The organism is Xenorhabdus budapestensis (assembly GCF_017743015.1).
In the GTDB taxonomy this organism is placed as follows: domain Bacteria; phylum Pseudomonadota; class Gammaproteobacteria; order Enterobacterales; family Enterobacteriaceae; genus Xenorhabdus; species Xenorhabdus budapestensis.
This window is the reverse complement of record NZ_CP072455.1, coordinates 3,514,965-3,539,174: the sequence shown is the minus strand read 5'-3', so window position 1 is coordinate 3,539,174 and position 24,210 is coordinate 3,514,965. Positions and strand designations below refer to the sequence as shown.

18 protein-coding genes and 1 pseudogene are annotated in these 24,210 nt (G+C 44.4%); 3 read left to right on the top strand and 16 right to left on the bottom strand.

Annotated features, from left to right (window positions below; genetic code table 11):
- Window positions 1-46: 46 nt before the first annotated feature.
- The 15 genes from murG to leuO all read right to left on the bottom strand — a co-directional run bounded on the left by murG (window position 47) and on the right by leuO (window position 18,370).
- Window positions 47-1,132: an undecaprenyldiphospho-muramoylpentapeptide beta-N-acetylglucosaminyltransferase gene (murG, locus tag HGO23_RS15575; RefSeq protein WP_099136345.1), complete on the bottom strand. Its 1,086-nt coding sequence runs from the start codon at window positions 1,130-1,132 to the stop codon at window positions 47-49.
- Window positions 1,129-2,322: a cell division protein FtsW gene (gene ftsW, locus HGO23_RS15570; protein ID WP_099136344.1), complete on the bottom strand. Its 1,194-nt coding sequence runs from the start codon at window positions 2,320-2,322 to the stop codon at window positions 1,129-1,131. The genes murG and ftsW overlap by 4 nt, the downstream gene beginning before the upstream one ends.
- A complete protein-coding gene (murD, locus tag HGO23_RS15565; protein ID WP_209027200.1) occupies window positions 2,322-3,647 on the bottom strand; it encodes a UDP-N-acetylmuramoyl-L-alanine--D-glutamate ligase in 1,326 nt (441 codons plus the stop codon). The genes ftsW and murD overlap by 1 nt, the downstream gene beginning before the upstream one ends.
- Before the next feature lie 2 nt (window positions 3,648-3,649).
- The gene (gene mraY / locus HGO23_RS15560) at window positions 3,650-4,732 is read right to left on the bottom strand and encodes a phospho-N-acetylmuramoyl-pentapeptide-transferase (RefSeq protein WP_209027199.1); all 1,083 of its coding nucleotides are present in this window, start codon (window positions 4,730-4,732) and stop codon (window positions 3,650-3,652) included.
- Entirely contained in the window at window positions 4,726-6,108 is a 1,383-nt protein-coding gene (murF, locus tag HGO23_RS15555) for a UDP-N-acetylmuramoyl-tripeptide--D-alanyl-D-alanine ligase (RefSeq protein WP_099136341.1), read from the bottom strand. The genes mraY and murF overlap by 7 nt, the downstream gene beginning before the upstream one ends.
- Window positions 6,105-7,592 carry a UDP-N-acetylmuramoyl-L-alanyl-D-glutamate--2,6-diaminopimelate ligase gene (murE, locus tag HGO23_RS15550; protein ID WP_209027198.1) on the bottom strand — a complete coding sequence of 496 codons (1,488 nt, stop codon included), beginning with the start codon at window positions 7,590-7,592 and terminating at the stop codon, window positions 6,105-6,107. The genes murF and murE overlap by 4 nt, the downstream gene beginning before the upstream one ends.
- Before the next feature lie 29 nt (window positions 7,593-7,621).
- The gene (locus HGO23_RS15545; RefSeq protein ID WP_209027197.1) at window positions 7,622-9,376 is read right to left on the bottom strand and encodes a peptidoglycan glycosyltransferase FtsI; all 1,755 of its coding nucleotides are present in this window, start codon (window positions 9,374-9,376) and stop codon (window positions 7,622-7,624) included.
- 27 nt (window positions 9,377-9,403) lie between these two features.
- Window positions 9,404-9,724, bottom strand: a complete 321-nt coding sequence (gene ftsL / locus HGO23_RS15540) for a cell division protein FtsL (RefSeq protein WP_047681743.1) — start codon at window positions 9,722-9,724, stop codon at window positions 9,404-9,406.
- Window positions 9,721-10,665 carry a 16S rRNA (cytosine(1402)-N(4))-methyltransferase RsmH gene (gene rsmH / locus HGO23_RS15535; protein ID WP_099136338.1) on the bottom strand — a complete coding sequence of 315 codons (945 nt, stop codon included), beginning with the start codon at window positions 10,663-10,665 and terminating at the stop codon, window positions 9,721-9,723. The genes ftsL and rsmH overlap by 4 nt, the downstream gene beginning before the upstream one ends.
- A 2-nt stretch (window positions 10,666-10,667) precedes the next feature.
- Entirely contained in the window at window positions 10,668-11,126 is a 459-nt protein-coding gene (mraZ, locus tag HGO23_RS15530) for a division/cell wall cluster transcriptional repressor MraZ (RefSeq protein ID WP_099136337.1), read from the bottom strand.
- Between the two features lie 657 nt (window positions 11,127-11,783).
- Window positions 11,784-12,791, bottom strand: coding sequence for a catabolite repressor/activator (cra, locus tag HGO23_RS15525; protein ID WP_209027196.1), 1,008 nt, complete (start codon window positions 12,789-12,791; stop codon window positions 11,784-11,786).
- 89 nt (window positions 12,792-12,880) lie between these two features.
- Complete coding sequence (gene ilvN / locus HGO23_RS15520) at window positions 12,881-13,372, bottom strand: acetolactate synthase small subunit (protein WP_169923067.1); 492 nt, start codon at window positions 13,370-13,372, stop codon at window positions 12,881-12,883.
- 2 nt (window positions 13,373-13,374) lie between these two features.
- Entirely contained in the window at window positions 13,375-15,102 is a 1,728-nt protein-coding gene (gene ilvI, locus HGO23_RS15515) for an acetolactate synthase 3 large subunit (RefSeq protein ID WP_099136335.1), read from the bottom strand.
- Window positions 15,103-15,408: 306 nt separating this feature from the next.
- Window positions 15,409-17,208: an AMP-dependent synthetase/ligase gene (locus HGO23_RS15510; RefSeq protein ID WP_425330522.1), complete on the bottom strand. Its 1,800-nt coding sequence runs from the start codon at window positions 17,206-17,208 to the stop codon at window positions 15,409-15,411.
- Window positions 17,209-17,416: 208 nt separating this feature from the next.
- A complete protein-coding gene (gene leuO, locus HGO23_RS15505; protein ID WP_099136333.1) occupies window positions 17,417-18,370 on the bottom strand; it encodes a transcriptional regulator LeuO in 954 nt (317 codons plus the stop codon).
- 1,035 nt (window positions 18,371-19,405) lie between these two features.
- Between leuO and leuA the strand changes: the two genes are divergently transcribed.
- Window positions 19,406-21,022 carry a 2-isopropylmalate synthase gene (gene leuA / locus HGO23_RS15495; RefSeq protein WP_244589943.1) on the top strand — a complete coding sequence of 539 codons (1,617 nt, stop codon included), beginning with the start codon at window positions 19,406-19,408 and terminating at the stop codon, window positions 21,020-21,022.
- Window positions 21,023-21,024: 2 nt separating this feature from the next.
- Window positions 21,025-22,152 carry a 3-isopropylmalate dehydrogenase gene (leuB, locus tag HGO23_RS15490; protein ID WP_209027194.1) on the top strand — a complete coding sequence of 376 codons (1,128 nt, stop codon included), beginning with the start codon at window positions 21,025-21,027 and terminating at the stop codon, window positions 22,150-22,152.
- Window positions 22,153-22,240: 88 nt separating this feature from the next.
- On the opposite strand, the pseudogene HGO23_RS15485 reads toward leuB, so the two are convergent.
- Window positions 22,241-22,916 (bottom strand): annotated as a pseudogene (locus HGO23_RS15485) (IS6 family transposase).
- A gap of 535 nt (window positions 22,917-23,451) precedes the next feature.
- On the opposite strand from HGO23_RS15485, the gene HGO23_RS15480 reads away from it, so the two are divergent.
- Complete coding sequence (locus HGO23_RS15480) at window positions 23,452-24,147, top strand: IS6 family transposase (protein ID WP_209027193.1); 696 nt, start codon at window positions 23,452-23,454, stop codon at window positions 24,145-24,147.
- Window positions 24,148-24,210: the final 63 nt, after the last annotated feature.

The window sequence follows — 24,210 nt, the reverse complement described above, 5'->3', positions numbered from 1 at the left end:
CGTTATGTTTACATCACTGTTCTACTGTTATTCGGAACACATAGAACTATTTAGAACGGCCTGAATATTTTTCGGCAGTATCAATTAATGCCGCAGCCACTTGTTCAGTTGCATTAATAATGGCAACAGAACGGGCTTTTTCCGCCATTTCCTGCAATTGCGGGCGCTGCCACTGTTTCAGCAATTCCACCACAGCATCAGCCGTAAATTGAGGTTGTTCGAGTATCTTTGCCGCCCCTGCTTTCTCCAGTGGTAAGGCATTCCAGTATTGCTGACAATCTTTATGCTGGAATGGCACAAAAATCGCGGGTAATCCTGCTGCTGACACTTCACTGACGGTCAATGCACCGGAACGACATACTACGATATCGGCCCACGCATAAGCCTGTGCTATATCATCAATAAACTCAGCCACTTTGAATTCAGCGTTGACTGCGTCCGCATATTTTTTCTGCGTCTCTTCTTGCGCACCTTTTCCGGCCTGATGCCATATAATAATGCTGTCTCCCATGCGGGCGGCCACTTCCGGCATAGTCTGGTTTAGGATCCTCGCCCCCTGACTCCCCCCAACAACTAACATGCGGACAGGCCCTTGTCTGCCTGCAAAGCGCTCTTCCGGCACAGGTAATGCCAATACGTCTTTACGCACCGGATTACCAACCACAGGTGCTTCAGGAAATGCTCCCGGAAATGCTTGTAAGACTGTTTTCGCAATCTTCGCCAGCCAACGGTTAGTTAATCCGGCAATACCATTTTGCTCATGCAGAACAACCGGAATACCGCACAACCACGCTGCAATGCCGCCCGGTCCCGAAACATATCCGCCCATTCCCAGCACCACGTCCGGTTGATAGCGTTGGAGAATTGCTTTAGCCTGCCGGATCGCCTTAAAAATTCTGACAGGGGCGGCAAGCAGCGCTTTTATCCCTTTACCCCGCAATCCCGAAATCTGGATAAATTCAATATCTATGCCATGTTTCGGAACTAAATCAGCCTCCATACGATCAGCCGTTCCTAACCAGCAAATATCCCAGCCCTGTTCTTTTAAATAATGGGCAACCGCCAATCCCGGAAACACATGGCCTCCAGTACCACCTGCCATTACCATTAACCGCCGGTTTTTGCCACTCATTTAGGGCTCCTTACGAACGCCTGTGCTTTTGCCAGACGCACTTCATAGTCAATTCGCAATAATAAAACGATGGCTGTTGACATCACGATCAAACTCGAACCACCGTAACTGATAAGGGGTAATGTCAGCCCTTTCGTCGGCAACATTCCAGAGGCAGCGCCGACATTGATAAATGCCTGAAAGCTGAACCAGATACCAATGGCACATGCCAGAAAACCGGCAAAACGCTGATCAAGCTGTAATGCCCGGCGACCAATCATCATTGCGCGGAAAGCGACGAAGAATACCATTGCCAACACTAAAACCACACCCAAATAACCTAATTCTTCTCCTAAAATAGAGAAAATAAAGTCAGTATGGGCTTCCGGCAGGTATTCCAGCTTCTGAACAGAGTTCCCTAGCCCTTGCCCAAGAAAATCTCCACGACCAAATGCCATCAGGGATTGCGTGAGCTGGTAACCGCTACCGAAGGGATCATCCCACGGGTTCAGGAAAGAGGTCACCCGGCGCACTCGGTATGGTTCAGCCACAATCAACACGGCTACAGCAAAGATCCCGCAGCCAATGATGGCAAGGAATTGCCATAATTTTGCCCCCGCCAGAAACAGCAGAGCCAATGTTGTCACAAACAGCACTACCACTGTTCCCAGATCAGGCTGTGCCAACAGTAAGATAGCCAGCGCAATCATGACCCCCATTGGTTTACAGAACCCCCAGAAGTTGTTTCTCACCTCTTCCACTTTTCTCACCAAATAACTGGAGAGATAACAAAAGAGCGATAACTTCGACAATTCCGCCGGCTGAATACGCAGGGGGCCAATCGCTACCCAACGTGATGCTCCATTAACTGAGCTGCCAACAAACAGCACCAGGATCAACATCATGATCGTGACCAATAACATGACGTTGCTGTAACGCTGCCAAAACTCCATCGGAATGCGTAGTGTGATAAGTGACAAACTAAACGACAGAATCAGATAAATTGCATCGCGACGTGCAAAGATAAATGGATCTTGTGCAAGGCGTTGACCAACCGGCATTGAGGCGGATGTCACCATCACAAAACCAATCACGGCTAACCCAAATATCATCCAGACCAGGGTACGATCATACATGACGATATCTGTGGGATCTGTCTCCACATTATCCGTCAGCCAATTTTTAAATTTACCAAGGCCTGGAATGGTCATTAGCCTAGCTCCTCCGCCAAACGGGCAAATTCACACCCCCGATGTTCAAAACCATGAAACTGATCAAGACTCGCACAAGCCGGTGACAATAACACCATGTCTCCGGCAATCAATTTCGGTGCAATTTCCCGCATCGCCTGTTCCATCGTATCCGTCAATCTGGAAATTTCCGGGCGCAATTGTGCCAACTGATTGCCATCACGACCAAAACAGTAAAGACGAATGTTATTCCCCAATATATAAGGTCTGAGCGGCGTGAAATCCGCCTCTTTTCCGTCTCCACCCACTAAAAGATAAAGTGTACCTTCCAGGGTCAGGCCACTCAGAGCAGCCTGAGTACTACCTACATTTGTTGCTTTAGAGTCGTTTACCCAACGAACACCATTTCTCATGTGTACTACCTGAAAACGATGTGCCAACCCCTGATATGTTCGCAGTGCCCGCAAGCTCGCCTCACGAGGTATACCTACAGCGTCCGCCAGTGCTAATGCTGCAAGTCCGTTGGTGTAGTTATGTTGCCCGGTCAGACACATTTCTTGTGTGGACAACAGTGGTTGTTGGTTGACGATCAATTGCTGACGTTCACTATCAAGTTGATAATCACCATGGCCTACCCCAAAACTGATACAACGGCTATCTTTACTTGCCATTGGCAGGGTCAGCTCATCTTGTGCATTCACTACACATACTTTTGCCTGATCATAGATACGCAGTTTTGCAGCACTGTATTGTGCCAACCCTTCAGGGTAACGAACCATATGGTCTTCAGTGACATTCAACACTGTCGCTGCGGCTGCCCACAGGCTGTAAGTCGTCTCAAGCTGAAAACTGGAAAGCTCCAGCACATATAACTGGCACGATGACTGTTTAAACGATGGCTTCAACAGCTCTAAAGCCGGGATGCCGATGTTACCACCTACCCCAACTTGCCATCCCGCTTCTTTTGCCATCTCACCAACCAGACTGGTCACTGTGCTTTTGCCATTTGAACCGGTAATAGCCACAATTGGTGCTGTTGCTTCACGACAAAACAGTTCAATATCTCCGACAATTTCAACCCCGGCGTCAGCCGCTGCCCGCAATTCAGGTGTTGCCAGTGCAATACCCGGGCTGGAGACAATTAAGTCAGCTTCCATCAACCATTGTGTATTGAAACTGCCTGTATGACATTCAACGTTATCAGCTAACTTATCAATTCCCGGCGGCACGCTACGGGTATCTATCACACGTGGAATCACACCGCGTGCTATGAAAAAATCGACACAAGAGAGGCCAGTTAAGCCCAATCCAACAATGACGATTTTTTTGCCCATATAGCTAGTCATGATTAACGTACCTTTAATGTTGCCAGACCAATCAGCACCAGCATCAAAGAAATAATCCAAAAACGCACAATAACCCGCGGTTCTGGCCAGCCTTTCAGTTCATAGTGGTGATGAATAGGTGCCATACGGAAAATACGTTGTCCTCGTAACTTGAACGAACCAACTTGCAAAATGACAGACAGAGTTTCCACAACGAATACTCCGCCCATAATGACCAGCAGGAATTCCTGACGCAGTAATACCGCAATAGTTCCCAGTGCCCCGCCCAAAGCCAATGAGCCAACATCTCCCATAAATACTTGTGCCGGATAAGTGTTAAACCACAAGAAACCCAGCCCTGCTCCGACAATCGAAGTACAAACAATCATCAGTTCACCTGCACGGCTTAAATATGGAATGTGCAGATAGTTAGCGAAATTAACATTACCTGTCGCCCACGCCACCAATGCAAAGCCGGCTGCTACAAACACTGTTGGCATAATTGCCAATCCATCCAGACCATCCGTCAGGTTAACGGCATTACTGGTGCCTACAATCACAAAATAAGTCAGCAGGATATACAGCAGACCAAGCTGCGGCATCACCTCTTTGAAGAATGGCACAACCAGTTGTGTCGCTGGTGTATCTTTACCAATGCTGTACATTGTAAATGCTACGCCAAGTGCCAATACGGACTGCCAGAAATATTTCCAGCGGGCAATCAGCCCCTTGGTATCTTTACGAACAACTTTTCGATAATCATCAACGAATCCTACGATGCCATAACCCAGCAGAACGACCAGTACACACCAAACGTAAAGATTATCCAGACGCGCCCATAACAGAACAGAAATGGTAATGGAGAACAGGATCAACAACCCGCCCATAGTTGGTGTTCCGCGCTTACTAAAATGAGATTCCGGCCCGTCATTGCGCACAACCTGACCAATCTGTAATTTTTGCAGGTAAGCAATTAAAGTTGGCCCCATCCACAGTGCAATAAACAATGCAGTCAGCAAGCCGACAATGGCTCTGAACGTCAGATAGGAAAAGACGTTAAAACCGGTGTAATATTTAACCAGATATTCGGCTAGCCAAACTAACATTGGAAGTTCTCCTTCAATGAGTTCACTACCTCTTCCATTTTGGTACTGCGTGAACCTTTAATTAATACAGAAATCGTTTCGTGTTTTTTCAGTAAAGGAAGCAGTGCTGCAACTAATTCAGCCTTGTTTGCAAAATGCTGCCCCCGACCACTTGTATCAGAAATATGCACACTTAAAGGTCCGACGCTAATTAGTTGATCGATGTTTGTAGATGCTATGGCTTCACCAACCTGACGGTGACACTCAACCGCCTGTTCTCCCAATTCACCCATATCGCTGACAACCATCACTCGATAGCCCGGCATCCGGGATAACACTTGCGCTGCGGCAATCATGGAACCCGGATTGGCGTTATAGGTGTCATCCAGTACCATTTTTCCCTCGGCTAAATAAACAGGGAATAAACGTCCCGGGACAGCTTTCAGCTCCATTAGGCCAGCGTAAATATCATCAAGGGAGGCGCCCACTGAAATTGCCAGCGCACTGGCGGCTAACACATTGGCAATATTATGTTTGCCGGGTAGCGGTAACATGACGTTACGACTTCCAATTGGTGTATGCAGGCAAAAATGTGTTTCCAACAACTGCTCTTGAATATCTGTCGCGTAAAAATCAGCTTCTGCTGTCGGGGTAATAGAAAAACGCCATACTGTCTGTTGCTCACTGATATCCTGCTGCCAGTTATGCCAGTCATTGCTCTCCAGATTGATAATGGCGGTTCCTGTTGGTGAAAGCCCTACAAAAATTTCACCTTTTGCTTTTGCAACTCCCGCCAACGAGCCAAATCCTTCCAGATGAGCAGAAAACAGGTTATTTACCAGTGCACTTTCAGGACATACCATTTCAGTGGCATAAGCAATTTCACCAATGTGGTTAGCGCCCAATTCAATCACAGCAAACTGATGTTCCTGTGTGAGTCTGAACAGGGTTAATGGCACACCGATATCGTTATTGAAATTCCCCGCGGTATACAGCGTATTACCACATTGACGCAAGATCGCTGCGGTCATCTCTTTCACTGATGTTTTGCCAGAAGAACCGGTCAATGCAACAACTCGCGCATTACTTTGCTGGCGAACCCAGCTTGCCAGTTTGCCCATTGCCAAACGGGTGTCCCGCACGATCACTTGAGGACAATCAACCTCAAGAGGCCGGCTAACCAATAATGCTCCTGCTCCCCGTTTCGCAACATCAGTCGCGAAGTTATGGGCATCAAAATTTTTCCCTTTTAAAGCAATGAACAGATCACCATGAGCTATTTTGCGGCTATCAGTTTCTACAGATTGAATCTGAGCTGTAGCAGCCTGCTGTTCGGAAATGCAATGTAACGTTCCTTCTGTAATTTGTGCCAGTTGCTGTAGTGTCAATGAGATCATGCGGTCACCCCCAATAGACGCGCAACCGTCAGGCGATCTGAATAATCCAGCCGACGATTACCCACTAATTGGTAATCCTCATGGCCTTTACCTGCTACCAGCACAACATCTTCCTCATCCGCCTGCATGATGGCACTGGTGACAGCCTCAACACGCCCATGAATAACCATTACACTTCCCGGGTTGATGAAACCTGTCAAAATATCCGCAACAATGGACTGAGGTTCTTCACTACGAGGATTATCATCAGTAACAACAACTCGGTCAGCCTCTTGTTCCGCAACACCTCCCATCAGTGGACGTTTGCCTTTATCGCGATCCCCCCCACAACCAAATACACACCAAAGCTGCCCTTTACAATGCAGCCGTGCAGCAGCCAGTGCTTTTTCCAATGCATCCGGCGTGTGAGCATAATCTACGACAACCGTAGGGTGACCTGATGCCGAAAAGACCTCCATACGTCCACAGACTGGCATCAGACAGGATGCCGTCTTCAACAATTTTTCCAATGGATATTGCAGTGATAATAGTGTTGCAAGCGCCAATAGCAGGTTGCTGACATTAAAGGCTCCCATCAGAGGACTCTCGATAGTTCCTGCTCCCCAGCTAGAGGTAAATGTAATGGAAGCACCTTTATCGTGATAACAAATTTCCTCCGCTGATAACCAACGCCCCTGCCAACTTTTCGGCAAACGATTTTCCATCGTGACAGCAACAGCTTCTGGCAGATAAGAGAGCCATTTCAGCCCAACCTCATCATCGGCATTAATAATCTTCTGTTTGACATCATGGTTACTGAACAACAACCATTTGGCTTCTTCGTAATTTTTCATGTCACCGTGATAGTCAAGATGATCACGGCTTAAGTTAGTGAAAACAGCAGCCTGAAAAGGTAATGCAGCTACTCGCCCTTGAACCAGGCCGTGTGAAGAAACTTCCATTGCTGCAAAAGTCGCTTGCTGACTGACGAGCTGTTGTAAATCAAGCTGAATATCAACGGCGGAACCTGTGGTATTTTCACTGGGAACTGTCGTACCTAGCAGGCCATTCCCTACCGTGCCCATTACCGCACTGGTTTCTCCTAGAGCCTGACTCCACTGCGCCAATAATTGCGTTGTCGTGGTTTTACCGTTGGTTCCCGTCACACCTACCAGTTTTAATTTATTACCCGGATGTTGATAAAATTCACCTGCCAATTTCGACAGTTTATTATTTAAATCATCAAAATAGATAACCGGAACACCGTGCATTTCCTGAATGGTGCCGTTATCCGCTTTTCCCTTCGCTTCAGCGATCACCACAGCGACCCCTTGAGCGATGGCTTGAGGAATGTATTTTCGACCATCTGTCTGATGCCCTTTAACCGCAACAAACAGATCTCCGGCAGCCACTTTGCGGCTGTCCAATGTCATTTCTCGCAGCGGAAGCTCAGGAGCATCAACTCCCCAAAGAGCCAATAAATCGCGTAAATTACGATCTTCCACTTTTATCCTCTTTATTTATTCGTCACAAATTAGTTATTAACTACGAACTCTTTTTTATCGTTCGCAGGCAATGCATCAGGCTCAACGTTCATCGTACGGAGAACACCACTCATGATGTTGCCGAAAATAGGCGCTGAAACTGCACCGCCATAATATTTACCTGCTTGTGGCTCATCGACAATCACAACCAGTGCAAAACGTGGGTTACTCGCAGGCGCAACTCCTGCGGTATAAGAGATATATTTATTGACATATTTACCATCCGGCCCGACTTTTTTCGCTGTACCGGTTTTGATTGCAATGCGGTAACCTTTTATCGCCGCACGTACCCCACCTCCACCAGGTAATGCCACACTCTCCATCATGTGCACCACTGTGTGCATGATATTCTCAGGAAATACTCGAGTACCCGGAACTGGGGGATCGACCTTAGTAATTGACAATGGGCGATAAATACCGAAGCTGCCTATTGTTGCGTAGACTCGCGCTAACTGTAACGGTGTTACCATCAGCCCATAGCCGTAAGAGAAGGAGGCCCTCTCAAGATCAGACCACCGTTGTCTATTTTTTGGAAACACACCACTCTTTTCTCCGACCAACCCCAAATCGGTCGGTTTCCCCATCCCGAAGCGGTAATAAACATCTACCAGCTCCGAGGCAGGCATCGCTAACGCCAGTTTAGAAACACCAACGTTACTCGACTTCTGTAAAATCCCCGTGATGGTTAACTCAGGACGTGGAGCTACGTCTTTGATTTCATGTCCCCTCGAACCATACATCAATCGGTAAGGTCTGGTATCCAACACGGTATTTTCTTTAACAATGCCACTATTCAGCGCACTCATCACAACCAGCGGTTTCACTGTAGAACCGGGTTCGAACATATCAGTAATGGTACGATTACGCATGGCATCTTTTGGCGTTCCCGCCAGATTATTCGGGTTATAAGACGGGCTGTTTGCCATTGCCAACACTTCGCCGGTGTTAATGTCTACCAATACGGCAGAGCCAGATTCCGCCTTGTTAAGTACCACAGCTTTCGTCAATTCCCGATAAACCAAAGTCTGAAGACGCTCATCAATACTGAGAGCCAAATCATGGGCAGCTCTTCTGTCTGTAGATGAAACATCTTCAATAACTCGTCCGGTACGATCTTTACGAACAGTCCGGGTTCCCGGCTTACCTGTCAGCCAGCTATCGAAACTCTTTTCCACCCCCTCGATACCATTGCCATCAATATTGGTCACACCAATAATATGTGCAGTCACCTGTCCTGCCGGATAATAACGGCGGGACTCCTGACGCAGATAGATACCCGGAAGTTTCAGTTTTCCAACATAATCACCAATAGAGGTATTAACTTGACGAGCAAGATAAACAAAACGCCCTTTAGGATATTCATTGATTTTACTGGTTAACTGATCAAGAGGAATGGAGAGCGCATCAGCCAACGCCTTCCAACGGGTGTCATCCGTAATACCGCCTTTTTCAAAGATTTCTTTGGGATCCGCCCAGACAGCATCTACAGGTATACTGACTGCCAGTGGGCGTCCATTACGATCGTTAATCATGCCACGGGCAGTCGGAATAGATTGGACACGCAGAGAGCGGGAATCCCCTTCTTTCACCAAACGGTCAGGATTGATGATCTGCAAATAAGCCACTCGAATCAAAAGCCCGATTAAAGCAAGCGAAATGCCTCCACACAGCAAGACAAAACGCCATCTGACAAAACTGGCTTTATCTTCTTGTTTTTTCAACTTTAAAGAGCGTGCAGCTTTCATCGCCTACCTTTTAGTTGTCAACTGGACTTATTGAGTAATCACAATGTTTTCTTGTACCGGATCGACATGTTGCATATGAAATTTTTCAGTCGCTATAGATTCGATCCGACTGTGGTCACCCAATGCATTTTCTTCAAGGAGCAAGTTACGCCATTCAATATCCTGAGCATCAATCTGAATTGCCTGACGTTCCTTCTCCGCAGTCAATAAGCGGGTCTGATGGGTGACCGTCACAACACTGATCGCTGAAATCACTACAGCCACCAGTAAAATCAATGGGATTTTGGCATTGCGGATTAAATCGCTGCCAATGACTCCCACTAATCCATGACGTTCACCTGCCATTATTCACCTGCCTTTTCAGCAAATCGCAATACCGAGCTTCTTGCTCTCGGATTAGTTGCCACTTCATCCCCTGAGGGTTTCAACCTGCCAATTGATTTCAGACTACGCCCCCCTAATGCTTTTAATTGCACTTCGGTAAGAGGCAAACCTGCTGGAACCTGTGGCCCCTGACTATGTTGCTGGATAAAGCGTTTCACTATGCGATCTTCCAACGAGTGGAAACTGATGACTGATAATCGCCCTTGTGGTGCTAAAACCTGTAATGCACCTTCCAATGCACGTTCTATTTCTTCCAGTTCACTGTTAATGTAGATCCTGATAGCCTGAAAACTGCGTGTCGCAGGATGCTTATGTTTCTCCTTAATTGGACTCGCCTGAGCAATTAGCTCTGCCAATTCTCTGGTCCGCATGATGGGTTCTTCCTGATTGCGAGCAACAATGGCTCTCGCAATACGTTTGGCAAAACGTTCTTCACCAAAAGTTTTCAGTACCCACGCAATATCATCTGCTTCAGCCTTCATCAACCATTCTGAGGCTGGTTGTCCCCGGGTGGGATCCATCCGCATATCCAGAGGCCCATCACGCATAAATGAGAAACCACGTTCAGGATCATCTAGTTGCGGTGAAGACACTCCCAAATCCAGCAATATACCATCAATTTTTCCAGCCAGACCTGCATCTCTTACATAGGCAGCCAAGTCTGAAAATGGCCCATGAGTAATCGAGAAACGCGGGTCAGTAATTGCTTTTGATGCTTCAATGGCCTGCGGATCGCGATCTATTGCCATCAAACGACCATTCGGCCCCAACTTTGATAGAATCAGGCGAGAGTGCCCCCCTCGCCCGAATGTTCCATCAATATAAATTCCATCTTCCCGGATATTCAGTCCATTGACAGCTTCATCCAGTAATACACTGGTATGCTTAAAATGACTATTTGCCATGTTTATAGTGATAAATCCTGTAGCCTTGCTGATAAAGGTTCATGTGTGGATTGTTCAGCAGCAATGTCACTCTGTACCTGCTGATACCAAACTTGCTCATCCCACAATTCAAATTTATTAAACTGCCCAACCAGCATGACTTCTTTTGTTAGCCCTGCATGCTGACGCAAGGTATTGGCTAACAAAAGACGCCCTGCACTGTCCATTTGGCATTCACTAGCGTGTCCTAATAACAAACGTTGAACGCGACGTTCAGCTGGATTCATGCTGGATAAGCGAGATAATTTTTCTTCGATGATTTCCCATTCGGGTAATGTATAAAGCAACAGACACGGCTGGTGAAGATCAATTGTACAAACCATTTGACCTTTTGATTCCGTATTCAATGTTTCCCTATATCGGGTAGGTACAGTAAGTCGCCCTTTAGTATCGAGATTAACCAGCGTTGCTCCACGAAACATACTCAGGTTACCCCTTAGTGGCCCAAATCTCCACATTATCCCACAAATCACCACAATTAAGAGTTTACGGATGGTATGAAAACCTTGTCAAGCCAGAGCCGATGTGCTTTAGCTAGATTTACAGAAAGATTTAAGAGAGAAAAAGAAGGATTTTTCAGATTTAGTAATATTAATAAAATATAACATTATGATAAATCTGAATTATTTAATTATGCTGGCAGGGTTAACCTGAAAAAATTTTTTTAGGGCAAATAATTACCACTTAAATTAATTTATGTAATGCATATCTCATTATTGCCCAATTGTTAATCAGTGGTAATCTATCAATAATAAAAATATACTCAAGTTAAAATAGTATAAAAAGTAATAATAAAACGAAATAAAATAGAATACTAAAAACCATAATTATTTTAATATCAAATAAATAGGATATTTTCTCTCATTAAAGAAATAACTTTCATTTATAATGTTATTTTAAAAGAAAAAATCTATTTTTTTTCACCTTCAATAGCATATTCACTATTTTTTCACTCATAGATTTTCGATTAGAAAAATTTTAGTAAGAATAATCTCAAAATTAAGTCAACGAATTTATTTGAATAATTTTAGATACATGATATGGCATATAGCACCCTCATATTACATGAGGGCACCCCATCAGGCTCTACGGCTCAAACTTCCGCGGCGACATAAATGACGGCGCATACGTGTTATTCCCGGCTCTGGTCTCTGTTTTTCATCCAGACTAGCTAATACCAGCGACAAAGCCTGTTCAGCAACATCACGATGGCGTTGTGCCACTGATAATACCGGACATTCAAGGAAATCGAGCAATTCATGGTCACCAAATGTTGCAATGACTAATTGTTCCGGCAATCGCCCACTGCGCTTAAGAATGGTATCCATCACGCCCTGGAGCAAAGCAAATGAAGTTGTGTATAACGCCTGAGGCACTGGATTATTTTCCAACCATGAAGCAAAAACTTCTGCTGCGGCTTCACGTTCATAACTGTTCGCATAAAGATAGTTCACTTCACGCGGATCATTTTCCCATGCTTCGCGGAACCCTTGCTCGCGTAAGAAACTAACTGATAATTCAGGCAGTGCTCCCAAATAAAGAACAGATTCTGACGGGAATTGACTCAATTCCTGTGCCAGCATTTTCGCATCTTCAAGATCATCACCGACAACACTGACAAAATGTTCACTATCCAATGCACGATCAAGTGCGATAATCGGCAGAGAGCGATTTGTCCAACGCTGATAGAATGGATGTTCAGGAGGAAGAGCGGTGGAAACAATAATAGCATCCACTTGCCGTTGCAAAAGATGTTCAACACAACGCATTTCATTATCTGGCTGATCTTCAGAACAGGCTATCAATAACTGATATCCGCGTTGCCGCGCCTGACGTTCAAGATAGTTAGCGATGCGGGTGTAACTCGTGTTTTCCAAATCCGGTATCACTAAACCAATTGAACGGGTACGCCCCGCCCGGAGACCAGCGGCAACAGCATTAGGATGGTAGTTATGCTCCCTGACCACTGCCATCACTTTTTCTACTGTTTTATCGCTGACCCGATACTGTTTGGCTTTACCATTGATAACATAACTGGCCGTAGTACGTGAAACCCCTGCTAAGCGGGCGATCTCATCCAGTTTCACATTAACCTCTCAGTAATATGATAGAAAAAGCCCTACTTTACAGTAGGGCCCGGTAAATATCTGTATATTAACCCGCAGATTGCGATCTTTCATCGCATAATTTTCTCACCACGGCTAACGCCAACAATGCCTGAACGTGCAACTTCCACGATTTCTGCCACCTCGCGCACAGCATCAAGAAACGCATCCAGTTTTTCGCTCGTGCCCACTAACTGGACGGTATACAACGTTGAAGTGACATCAACGATCTGCCCGCGAAAGATATCTGTGCTACGTTTGATTTCTTCACGGCCATATCCACTGGCCTGCAACTTTGCCAACATAATTTCACGTTCAACATGAGCACCAGCCGTTAACTCGTTGACTCGCAGAACATCCACCAGCTTGTGCAGTTGTTTTTCAATCTGTTCTAGTACTTTAGCATCGCCTTTGGTTTGAATAGTCATACGTGACAATGTTGGGTCTTCCGTTGGTGCCACTGTCAGACTTTCAATATTATAGCCACGTTGGGAAAACAGCCCCACCACACGAGACAATGCTCCTGATTCGTTTTCAAGTAATACAGACAAAATCCGGCGCATGATCAGGTCCTCTCTGTTTTGCTTAACCACATCTCATCCATTGCTCCACCCCGGATCTGCATTGGATAAACGTGTTCTGTTTCATCAACGGTAACATCAACAAAAACCAGACGCTGGTTTTCAGTCACTTCACGCAAAGCCTGGGTCAGTTTATTTTCCAATTCATCATACGTTCGGATAGATACACCAATGTGACCATAAGCCTCTGCTAATTTGACGAAATCAGGTAGTGACTCCATATAGGATTGAGAGTGGCGACCTGAGTAAATTATATCCTGCCACTGTTTCACCATCCCTAAAAAACGGTTGTTTAAGTTCAGTACCAGCACCGGCAAACCATACTGCAATGCAGTGGACAGTTCCTGAATATTCATCTGAATACTGCCATCTCCTGTCACACATACAACTGTCGCTTCTGGTTTCGCCAACTTAACACCCAGTGCTGCGGGCAAACCAAATCCCATAGTTCCTAAGCCACCGGAGTTAATCCAGTGTCTTGGCTCATCAAATGGATAATGCAGTGCGGCGAACATCTGATGCTGGCCAACATCTGATGCGAGATAGGCTTTTCCTTCGGTCAGGCGATAAAGAGTTTCAATCACCGCCTGCGGTTTTATCTTCGGACTGGTGCGATCATAATCAAGGCACTTGCGACTACGCCACTGTTCAATGGAAAGCCACCAATCTTTTATGGCATCCGGGTCTTGTGTATCTTCCGTTGTATCCAACAACTCCAACATCTGACCAAGTACCTGTTTAGCGTCACCCACAATCGGAATATCAGCCGTTACAGTTTTAGAAATCGATGTCGGATCGATATCAATGTGTAATACCGTCGCTTCCGGGCAATATTTAGCAAGATTATTGGTAGTGCGATCATCAAAACGCACCCCCACAGCGAAAATAACATCAGAATTGTGCATTGCTTTGTTGGCTTCAAACGTGCCATGCATTCCCAACATTCCCAAACTCTGCCGATGAGTAGCAGGGAAAGCTCCAAGCCCCATCAGCGAACTGACAACAGGAATATGAAAACGCTCCGCCAGTTTCAGCAATTGCGGTGAACACCCCGAGCTGATGGCGCCACCACCCACATACAGCACTGGCTTTTTCGCATCCAGCAGTGTTTTCAGCGTACGCTTAATCTGTCCCTTATGCCCCTGTATAGTGGGGTTATAAGAACGCATCCTGATTTTTTCTGGATAAACATATGGAAATTTCAGTGCTGGATTGACGGTATCCTTAGGGAAATCAATAACAATCGGCCCTGGACGGCCGCTTGCCGCCAGATAGAAGGCTTTCTTGATTGTACTTGGGATATCTTCTGCTTTCTTCACCAGAAAACTATGTTTTACGATAGGACGGGAGATCCCTACCATATCACATTCCTGAAAAGCATCATTACCTATCAGAGAGCTGGGCACCTGACCAGACAACACAACCATCGGAACTGAATCCATATAGGCTGTTGCAATTCCCGTGATAGCGTTGGTTGCTCCTGGCCCTGAAGTGACCAATACAACCCCTGTTTTTCCCGTTGAACGAGTATATCCATCTGCCATATGAACAGCTCCCTGTTCATGACGAACCAGAATATGCTCTATTCCCCCAACCGTATGCAGGGCATCATAAATATCCAGAACTGCCCCGCCCGGATAACCGAATACATGTTCAACGCCCTGATCGATTAACGATCTGACGACCATTTCGGCTCCTGACAACATCTCCATCGAGTTTGCCTCCAGGCTCTGTTTGCAAGTTAATGTCAGAACTTCATAAGGCTATCAAGAAAAACAACCTTACTTATTCCATTTCTTATTTATATAAAGTGAATATTCAATAAGCGTATTTAATAACGCTCATTTCATGAATACACTAAGCCATTAACATAACGTTAGATACCAAGGTTATCAAACATCAATTCACATACTAAAAACATTTTTTTAATAAAGATATTGCCATTGAGTTAATTTGAACCAGAAACTGCCGTGTTTTTATGCTGTATTTTTCAATAATCTTTATTTGCCCATTTCCCTTCAATCCCGATACATAGATTCAATTTCACTCTGATAATGCTGTGAGATCACCTTGCGCCGCAATTTTAGCGTTGGTGTTAATTCACCTTTTTCCATGGAAAAAGCCTCTGGCAACAGAGTAAAACGTTTCACCTGATGGAATTTCGCAATATTTTTTTGTAATTCTTTCAGGCGTTGTTCAAATAACTCGATAACCTGATGATTACGCAGTAACTCAAGACGATTGTGATAATGGAGATTAATGGATTTTGCGTAATCCTCCAGCGCTTCATAGCTGGGCACAATCAGTGCAGAAACAAACTGACGGGTATCAGCAATAACAGCAATATGTTCAATAAAACGATCCTGACCTAATGTCCCCTCAATCAATTGTGGAGCAATATATTTTCCCGTTGATGTTTTCATTAAATCTTTCAGGCGTTCTGTAATGAACAAATTACCATTATCATCTACCCCTCCGGCATCTCCGGTGCGCAACCAACCATCTTCGGTGAAAGCATGGACAGTTTCTTCCGGCCGATTGAAATATCCCTTCATCACGATTGGGCCACGAACCTGAATTTCGCCCTCTGTACTAATACGAACATCAACTCCGGGTAATGGATTACCAATTGAACCTAACAGATAATTTTTTTCTTCCCAACAGGAAACAGTGGCACAAGTTTCAGTCATACCATAGCCATACTTAATATTGAGTCCAACAGACAAGAAGAAATGCATGATGGAATCGTCAAGGCGTGCTCCCGCGACTGGCAGAAAACGGATCCGGCCCCCCAATATTTGGCGGAGTTTGTCCAATACCAACCGATCAGCCAGTTTTTCGCCACATAACGAAAATGGGCATCCTTTCTTACTGTTTAATTGACGTAACCAACGACTTTCACCCCGTTTGATCGCCCAGTGAAAAATCATTCTGCGCCAAAACGGAGCACGGGAAACTTTTTCAAGGATCGCACTATATACTTTTTCATAAAAACGAGGGACAGAGCACATCACTGTCGGTCGCACATCAACCATCGCCTCACGCACAAAATTTGTGTCAGTCAGATAAACATTCAAAGCGCCTGTATGCATGACGTAATAACTCCATGCACGCTCAAAAATATGAGATAACGGCAGAAAGCTCAGAGATACATCCTGCTCAGTCAACGTTAGTCGCCGGTCATGCAGATAAAGTTGAGCAGCCACATTCTGATAATCCAGCATGACACCTTTAGGCTCTCCTGTTGTGCCTGAGGTATAAATCAGAGTAAAGAGATCATGCAAATTCTGCCCTGCGATACGGCTATCGAGTTCAGATTGATACTGTGACCAATCGGTCGCAATAAATGCCGATAAATACAATGTTTGTGGACATTCTTGTAAATCAACAGATTCATCCAATACAACCAGATGAGTAAGCTGCGGACATAACGCTATCAGAGTCACAGCAACATCATATTGTTCCTGTCCTCCAACGAATAAAACCCGTACGCCTGCATCATTAAGAATAAATGCGGCTTGATCACGACTACTGGTGGAATAAAGCGGTACAGTGACAGCACGTAGCTGTAAGATAGCCAGATCCGCTAATGACCATGCCATTGAGTTATGCGCAAAAATACCGACCTTTTCCTGAATCTCCACACCAAGCGATAACAAGGATTTTGCGATGGATTTTGTTTTCCTATCCACATCCTGCCAGCTCATCTCAAACTGTTCTGATGGTGACCATTGGCGAAATGCAATCTTTTCAGGATACTTGCTGATTTGCTGCTGTAATCGCGTGATCAAGTGATAGGAGTGCAAAGAATTTGTTATCACAATATATTCCTGTTCTAAATCTTCGGTTCATCATATTCAGCAAAGATAACTGACTACTTTTCAGCTTACATGTGTTAGCTATTTTTGCGCAGTCTACCCATTCCTGATGAAAGGGGGAAGAATATTTTTAAGATCTTCTCCCCCCTGACGGGGGAAGTTTGCAGGATTTATCAAATACATATAGATAAGTAGAGTAAAATACACCTTATTCTTGTGCACTAAGATCTCTTAGTAACGATTTCATCCATTGGTGTCCTTTATCTCTGTTCATAGAAGCATGCCATATTAAATAACAAGGACGAGAAATGTCGCTATTGGACAGTGATACCGCTCGTATATTTAATTGTTTGGAATAGTGTTCAACCATCCATTTAGGAGCTATAGCAACCAGATAAGTCTGAGACACAATGTTGAGAACGCTATTTAAATCTGTTCCCTGAAAAGAGATCGAATCCAATAATTCACTATTTTCGTAGTAAGGTTTACTGAATGAATCAGTATTATCTAATGTCACAATCGCATGCCTCTCCTCCAGCAATTGCTGTTGATTGATACATTCATCAATTCTGGGATGGTTTTTAGAAACAGCCAGAACCAACTCGTCATTAAATAATGGGAAATGCTGAAAATCAGGATGTTCAAATTTGGTATAACTGATCACAAATCCTATTTCATGATATTTTAATTGCCTCTCAATATTGTCGCTAATTTGTGTTTTAATCACCACATCAATATTCGGAGAGTGTTTTTTTATTTCTCCAACAATTTGAGCGGCTAAACGGATATCAAGTGGGCTGCAAATAGAAAGATTAAATGTTCTTGTACTATTATCGGGATCAAACCCGGCTCCGGGTAATTCATTATGTACAATCTGAAGTGCCTGCCTAAGTGGCCCGAAAAGCTGCTTTGCCCTTGCTGTTGGCTGAATACCCCGCCCATGCCGTACAAATAACTCATCATCAAACATCGTTTTTAAGCGAGAAACTGCGTTACTGACCGCTGGTTGTGACATACCTAATGCCTGAGCTGCGCGTGTAATGTTCTGCATTTGCATAACGGTATCAAAAACAGTAAGCAAATTGAGATCTACACTACGTAATTGAACTTCACATGGTTCTTTTCTTCCCATACCCGTAGTCACTGAGTTGTATCCAACCATTATTTAATTTCACTCCACTATATTTATTGCAGCGTTCTCATTAAGGAATTAATATTGGCAGCTTTACCATGTATGTAAAATTTCGACATTTTAAAAAGCCATATCAATTAATGAGATCATTTACCCAATTAGTTATAATTTAATTGAGATTGTCACTTGTATAAGAAATATTCTTATCTATACCCTATGGATTCCAATTTATCTTAGAGAATTAGGTATAAAAAGCAGTCGAGAATAACAGGATAACAATTAGAAATAATTCAATAATAAAATAACTGTATTCCAACTGCCAAACTTATATGAACCAAAACCAACTTTTTATATATCGCTAAAAATCATCAAAAATAAACTATCTATCAGAAATTAATGTCTATAACTATCTTAAGAAAGTTTATTTTTATAAAAATTGTCTTCAGAAAGGTTAAGAATTTACATGAATCACAATTAGCAATTCCCAACTAAAAATGACATAAGCAATTAATATCATTAATAATTGTTTTTATTAATATATAAATAATTATTATTTATATATCTAAGAACACCATAGTGAATATTCATTTCATCCCTGTCTCTTCAATGAACATCTGTATAAAAGCACAAACATCATATCTATTATCCTTTAAGGCCGGATTTTACTTCATATATTGATATGAAAAATAGATAAAAACATCGCTAAAAATGTAAAAAATAGTCACCAAGGCTAAAATAAGCACAAAAAAAGAGCTATCAATGAATATTATTTATTCTTAAGTCATTATTTATGCTGCTTGACATTGTTTTGCAGATAACGTATCAATAAATATATCGAATCGATAATACTCGTTTAACAGATTTTTAAAGGTTGACTTACATGATTCACAATTTCCGTCTACTAAGCCTACTACTAATCGCCTTTAATGTGCGCGGTATGCTGGTAGACTGAATTCTAATTTAACCTTTACCAGAGATAAAAAAACCCGCGCCGTACGCGGGTTTTTTTATACCGGCTCGGCGCTCTAAAACTCAACATAACAGCCAATTGACAGGAGCATGACCATGAGCCAGCAAGTCATTATTTTCGATACAACTCTGCGCGACGGGGAACAGGCGTTACAAGCCAGCTTAAGTGTGAAAGAAAAACTGCAAATCGCTTATGCATTGGAGAGACTGGGCGTTGATATCATTGAAGCTGGCTTCCCGGTTTCTTCTCCGGGGGATTTTGAATCAGTCCAGACTATTGCCCGTGAGATTAAAAACAGCCGCATCTGTGCATTGTCTCGCTGTGTTGATAATGATATTGACGTTGCGGCTGAAGCTTTGAGAGTTGCAGAAGCTTTTCGTCTGCATGTATTTTTAGCCACCTCCAGCCTGCATGTCGAACATAAATTAAAAAAAGGGTTTGACGATGTTGTCGAAATGGCAATTCGTTCTATCAAACGAGCACGCAATTATACCGATGATGTCGAGTTTTCCTGTGAAGATGCAGGTCGTTCCAATATCGATAACTTATGTCATATCGTAGAACAGGCTATCAAAGCAGGAGCAACAACGATCAATATTCCTGATACAGTCGGTTACACAATACCCTACCAATTTGGCGGTATTATCCAAACTTTATTTGATCGGGTGCCTAATATTGATCAAGCCATTATTTCTGTCCATTGCCATGATGATTTAGGCATGTCAGTAGCCAATTCTATTACCGCAGTTCAGGCCGGAGCCAGGCAGATTGAGGGAACCATTAATGGCTTAGGCGAACGTGCCGGAAACTGTTCACTGGAAGAAGTGATCATGGCAATCAAAACCCGCCAACAGATGTTGGGAGTGCATACCAACATTAATCACAAAGAAATTTATCGTACCAGCCAATTAGTCAGCCAAATCTGCAATACCCCGATTCCAGCTAATAAAGCAGTTGTAGGCAGTAATGCTTTTGCCCATTCGTCAGGTATTCATCAGGATGGTGTTCTGAAAAACCGCGAAACTTACGAAATCATGACACCAGATTCCATCGGCCTGAAAGATACCCAACTGAATCTGACTTCCCGCTCTGGCCGCTCTGCCGTAAAGCATCGCATGACTGAAATGGGCTATCAGGAACAGGATTATGATCTTGATGCACTGTACCAAGCCTTCCTGCGGTTAGCAGACAAAAAAGGTCAGGTATTTGATTACGATCTGGAAGCATTGGTATTCATTAATCGACAACATCAGGAAAATGAATATTATCAACTGGATTATTTTAGCATCCAATCCGGAACCAATATTGTCCCAACAGCAACTGTGCGTCTGACTTGTGGTGATGAAATTAAATCTGAAGCTGCGACCGGAAATGGGACTGTCGATGCTATCTATCATGCGATTAATCGCGTTACGGGTTATCCACTGAAATTGATCTCCTATCAGTTATCCAGCAAAGGTCATGGTGAGGATGCTCTCGGACAGGTAAATATTATTGTGGAATGCTTTGGCCGCCGTTTTCATGGTATGGGCTTGGAAACGGATATCATTGAGTCATCTGCTAAGGCGATGATCCACGCCCTGAACAATATTTGGCAGGCAGAACAGGTTAAAAAAGAAAAGCAACGTATACAAGTCTTTCTTTCTAAAAATATTAACCAGAATATTTCCCAGAAAAACGTGTCTCAGAACGTTACAAAGGAAGCGGAATAACGATGTCAAACCACTCTATTGCAAACAAACAAACATCAACTCACCATCATATTGCAGTATTACCTGGTGACGGCATTGGCCCTGAAGTCATGAAGCAAGCCTACAAGGTGTTGGAAGCTATCCGTCATCGTTTTAATATTCGCATCACAACCAGCGAATACGATATTGGGGGAATTGCCATTGACCGACATGGTTGCCCTTTACCTGAAGCAACAATCGTTGGTTGTGAAAAAGCAGATGCCATCCTGTTTGGCTCCGTTGGGGGCCCCAAGTGGGAACATTTACCACCAGCCAGTCAGCCAGAACGGGGCGCATTGTTACCATTACGCAAGCATTTCAGACTATTCAGCAATCTGCGACCAGCGCGTTTATATTCTGGCTTAGAATCTTTTTGCCCGCTTCGTCATGATATTGCGGAGAAAGGTTTCGACATTTTATGCGTGCGTGAGTTAACTGGCGGGATCTATTTTGGTCAACCCAAAGGACGAGAAGGTGAAGGAAAATACGAACGCGCTTTTGACACTGAAATCTACCATCGCTTTGAAATAGAACGAATCGCCCGTATTGCTTTCGAATCCGCTCGCAAACGTCAGCACAAAGTCACTTCAATTGATAAAGCGAACGTTTTGCAAAGCTCTATTTTGTGGCGTGAAGTCGTTAGTGAGATTGCGAAGGAATATCCTGACGTTGAAGTCAATCACATGTATATCGACAACGCCACCATGCAGTTGATCAAAGATCCTTCTCAATTTGATGTTCTGTTGTGCTCTAATATTTTTGGTGACATTTTATCCGATGAATGTGCCATGATCACCGGTTCAATGGGCATGTTGCCTTCTGCCAGCTTGAATGAAAAAGGATTTGGCTTATATGAACCTGCTGGCGGCTCTGCTCCCGACATCGCTGGCAAAAATATCGCTAACCCAATCGCCCAGATTTTATCCACAGCACTGTTACTACGTTATAGCCTTGGACGTGATGATATTGCAGATACTATTGAAAACACTATCAATGACGCACTGGAACAGGGTTATCGAACGGCTGATTTAGCAGGTAATGACAAAGCAGTCAGCACTGATGAAATGGGGGATATTATCGCCCGATATATTGCCGGGGACGGGGAAAATTAAGCGCTAAAAGTTAAGCACTAAGTTTAAATAAAGAAGGGTTCTGTCGCATTAACGACGGCAAATTAGCAAAAATTGCGGTGATTATTTTTTAGGCGAGCAGCAGATAGAAGTATTCTGCGGGAGAAATCGAGATCCCGTACTGTTGCACATACTGACCTTTGCTGAGCATGCAAAGCAATTCTATGCCCGCCAGCAGGGTCTGTCCCCAGCATCAGGCGGATACGCCGTTTAATCCGCCGATGATCCTGCTCTATCAGGTTATTCAGGTATTTGCTTTGCCGAATTTTGATACGATTTTTCTTCGGCTTGCCCGCATTGAGGCCAGCCAGCGCCGCTTTGTTGGCCCCGCTTTTATCGAGGGTCACGACCCCCGGTCGTCCGTGTTGACGAATGCCCTTGTTGAAAAAGCGACGGGCGGCATCGGCATCCCGGTTGGCGGTCAACAGGAAGTCTACCGTATTGCCGGCCGAATCCACCGCCCGGTAAAGATAGCGCCACTGGCCTTTAATTTTGATATCGGTTTCATCCATTCGCCAGCGGCCGCCAACCGCAGGCATCCGGCGTCGGTAACGTTTGACAATCAGTGGAACCAGTCGATGAACCCAGCGGGAGATGGTAGCGTGGTCAACCTCAATCCCCCGCTCCGCCATCATTTCCTCGAGATTGCGCAGGCTCAGGGCGTAGGCCAGATACCAACGAACACATTGGGCCATGATATCGACAGGATAATGGAGGCGTTTGAACGTGTTTCGGATCAGGGACATCGCTCTGGATTCGCTCAAAAACAGGGGAGCTTACCTGATGACCGCTTAATGCGACAGAACCATTAATTTAAATCATGTTTTATTTTTTATTCTATCTTTCTAATTGTTTTTGATACTCTGGATATTGTGTATCTAACACAATGAATCAACAGACAACCTGAACACACAAGCTACTAGAAAACTCCATCAGCTCATTTATTGTTTAAAGGTATCCTGTTCATTAGTGCATTAAAAATATACTTAAATAGTATCGTAAATTTCTGCTTGAATGCACCGAATAGCTTATATCATTACAAGTACAAATTTTGCACTTGTAATGATATAATGAACAAAGCTTTAGGTACTAAAAGGTATGAAGTTGATGATGGGTTTTGAATTGCGCCTTTGGCAGCGAGGATTGAACTGGACGCAAGATCGTGCCTCTGAAAAGTTGGGAGTTTCTTTACGAACCGTACAAAACTTACGAGAAAACAGAGTCCTGTCGCATTAGCGGAACATCAGGTAAGCTCCCCTGTTTTTGAGCGAATCCAGAGCGATGTCCCTGATCCGAAACGCGTTCAAACGCCTCCATTATCCTGTCGATATCATTGCCCAAGGTGTCCGTTGGTATCTCGCTTATACGCTGAGTTCGCGCAATCTGGAAGAGATGATGGCAGAACGGGGGCTCTTCATCGACCACGCCACGATACATCGCTGGGTTATCCGACTGATTCCATTACTGGATAAGGTATTCCGTCGACGCAAACGTCCCACAGGGCGACGCTGGCGAATGGATGAAACCGATATCAAAATTAAAGGTCAGTGGAAATACCTTTACCGGGCGGTCGATACCGACGGTCAGACGATTGACTTCCTGCTGACCGCTCGCCGCGATGCAACGGCAGCCCGGCGTTTTTTCCGTAAAGCGATACGCCAGCACGGCAGACCCGCCGTCGTGACTATCGATAAAAGTGGGGCCAATACCGCCGCGCTCACCCTCCTCAATGCGGAAGGATCGCCTCAGCAGGGGATTGAAATCCGGCAAAATAAATACCTGAATAACCGCATTGAGCAAGAGCATCGCCATGTCAAACGTCGGATACGACCCATGTTAGGTTTTAAATCGTTTCGCCGGGCCCAAACGATTTTAGCGAGGATAGAGCTCGTTTCGATGCTGCGTAAAGGGCAATATTCACAACCCGAAGATAAGACATTGTCACCGGCAGAGATATTTTATCGATTGACTGCATAAAGAGTCATCATTCCCACCTCCGTACAAACTTTCTCTGTTAATGCGACAGAACCCGTCGGGCTA

Excerpts from the sequence above, each read along its gene's own strand:
- murG (WP_099136345.1), bottom strand. The coding sequence starts at position 1,132 with ATGAGTGGCAAAAACCGGCGGTTAATGGTAATGGCAGGTGGTACTGGA.
- ftsW (WP_099136344.1), bottom strand. The coding sequence starts at position 2,322 with ATGACCATTCCAGGCCTTGGTAAATTTAAAAATTGGCTGACGGATAAT.
- murD (WP_209027200.1), bottom strand. The coding sequence starts at position 3,647 with ATGACTAGCTATATGGGCAAAAAAATCGTCATTGTTGGATTGGGCTTA.
- mraY (WP_209027199.1), bottom strand. The coding sequence starts at position 4,732 with ATGTTAGTTTGGCTAGCCGAATATCTGGTTAAATATTACACCGGTTTT.
- murF (WP_099136341.1), bottom strand. The coding sequence starts at position 6,108 with ATGATCTCATTGACACTACAGCAACTGGCACAAATTACAGAAGGAACG.
- HGO23_RS15545 (WP_209027197.1), bottom strand. The coding sequence starts at position 9,376 with ATGAAAGCTGCACGCTCTTTAAAGTTGAAAAAACAAGAAGATAAAGCC.
- rsmH (WP_099136338.1), bottom strand. The coding sequence starts at position 10,665 with ATGGCAAATAGTCATTTTAAGCATACCAGTGTATTACTGGATGAAGCT.
- mraZ (WP_099136337.1), bottom strand. The coding sequence starts at position 11,126 with ATGTTTCGTGGAGCAACGCTGGTTAATCTCGATACTAAAGGGCGACTT.
- ilvN (WP_169923067.1), bottom strand. The coding sequence starts at position 13,372 with ATGCGCCGGATTTTGTCTGTATTACTTGAAAACGAATCAGGAGCATTG.
- ilvI (WP_099136335.1), bottom strand. The coding sequence starts at position 15,102 with ATGGAGATGTTGTCAGGAGCCGAAATGGTCGTCAGATCGTTAATCGAT.
- leuO (WP_099136333.1), bottom strand. The coding sequence starts at position 18,370 with ATGGTTGGATACAACTCAGTGACTACGGGTATGGGAAGAAAAGAACCA.
- leuA (WP_244589943.1), top strand. The coding sequence starts at position 19,406 with ATGAGCCAGCAAGTCATTATTTTCGATACAACTCTGCGCGACGGGGAA.
- leuB (WP_209027194.1), top strand. The coding sequence starts at position 21,025 with ATGTCAAACCACTCTATTGCAAACAAACAAACATCAACTCACCATCAT.
- HGO23_RS15480 (WP_209027193.1), top strand. The coding sequence starts at position 23,452 with ATGTCCCTGATCCGAAACGCGTTCAAACGCCTCCATTATCCTGTCGAT.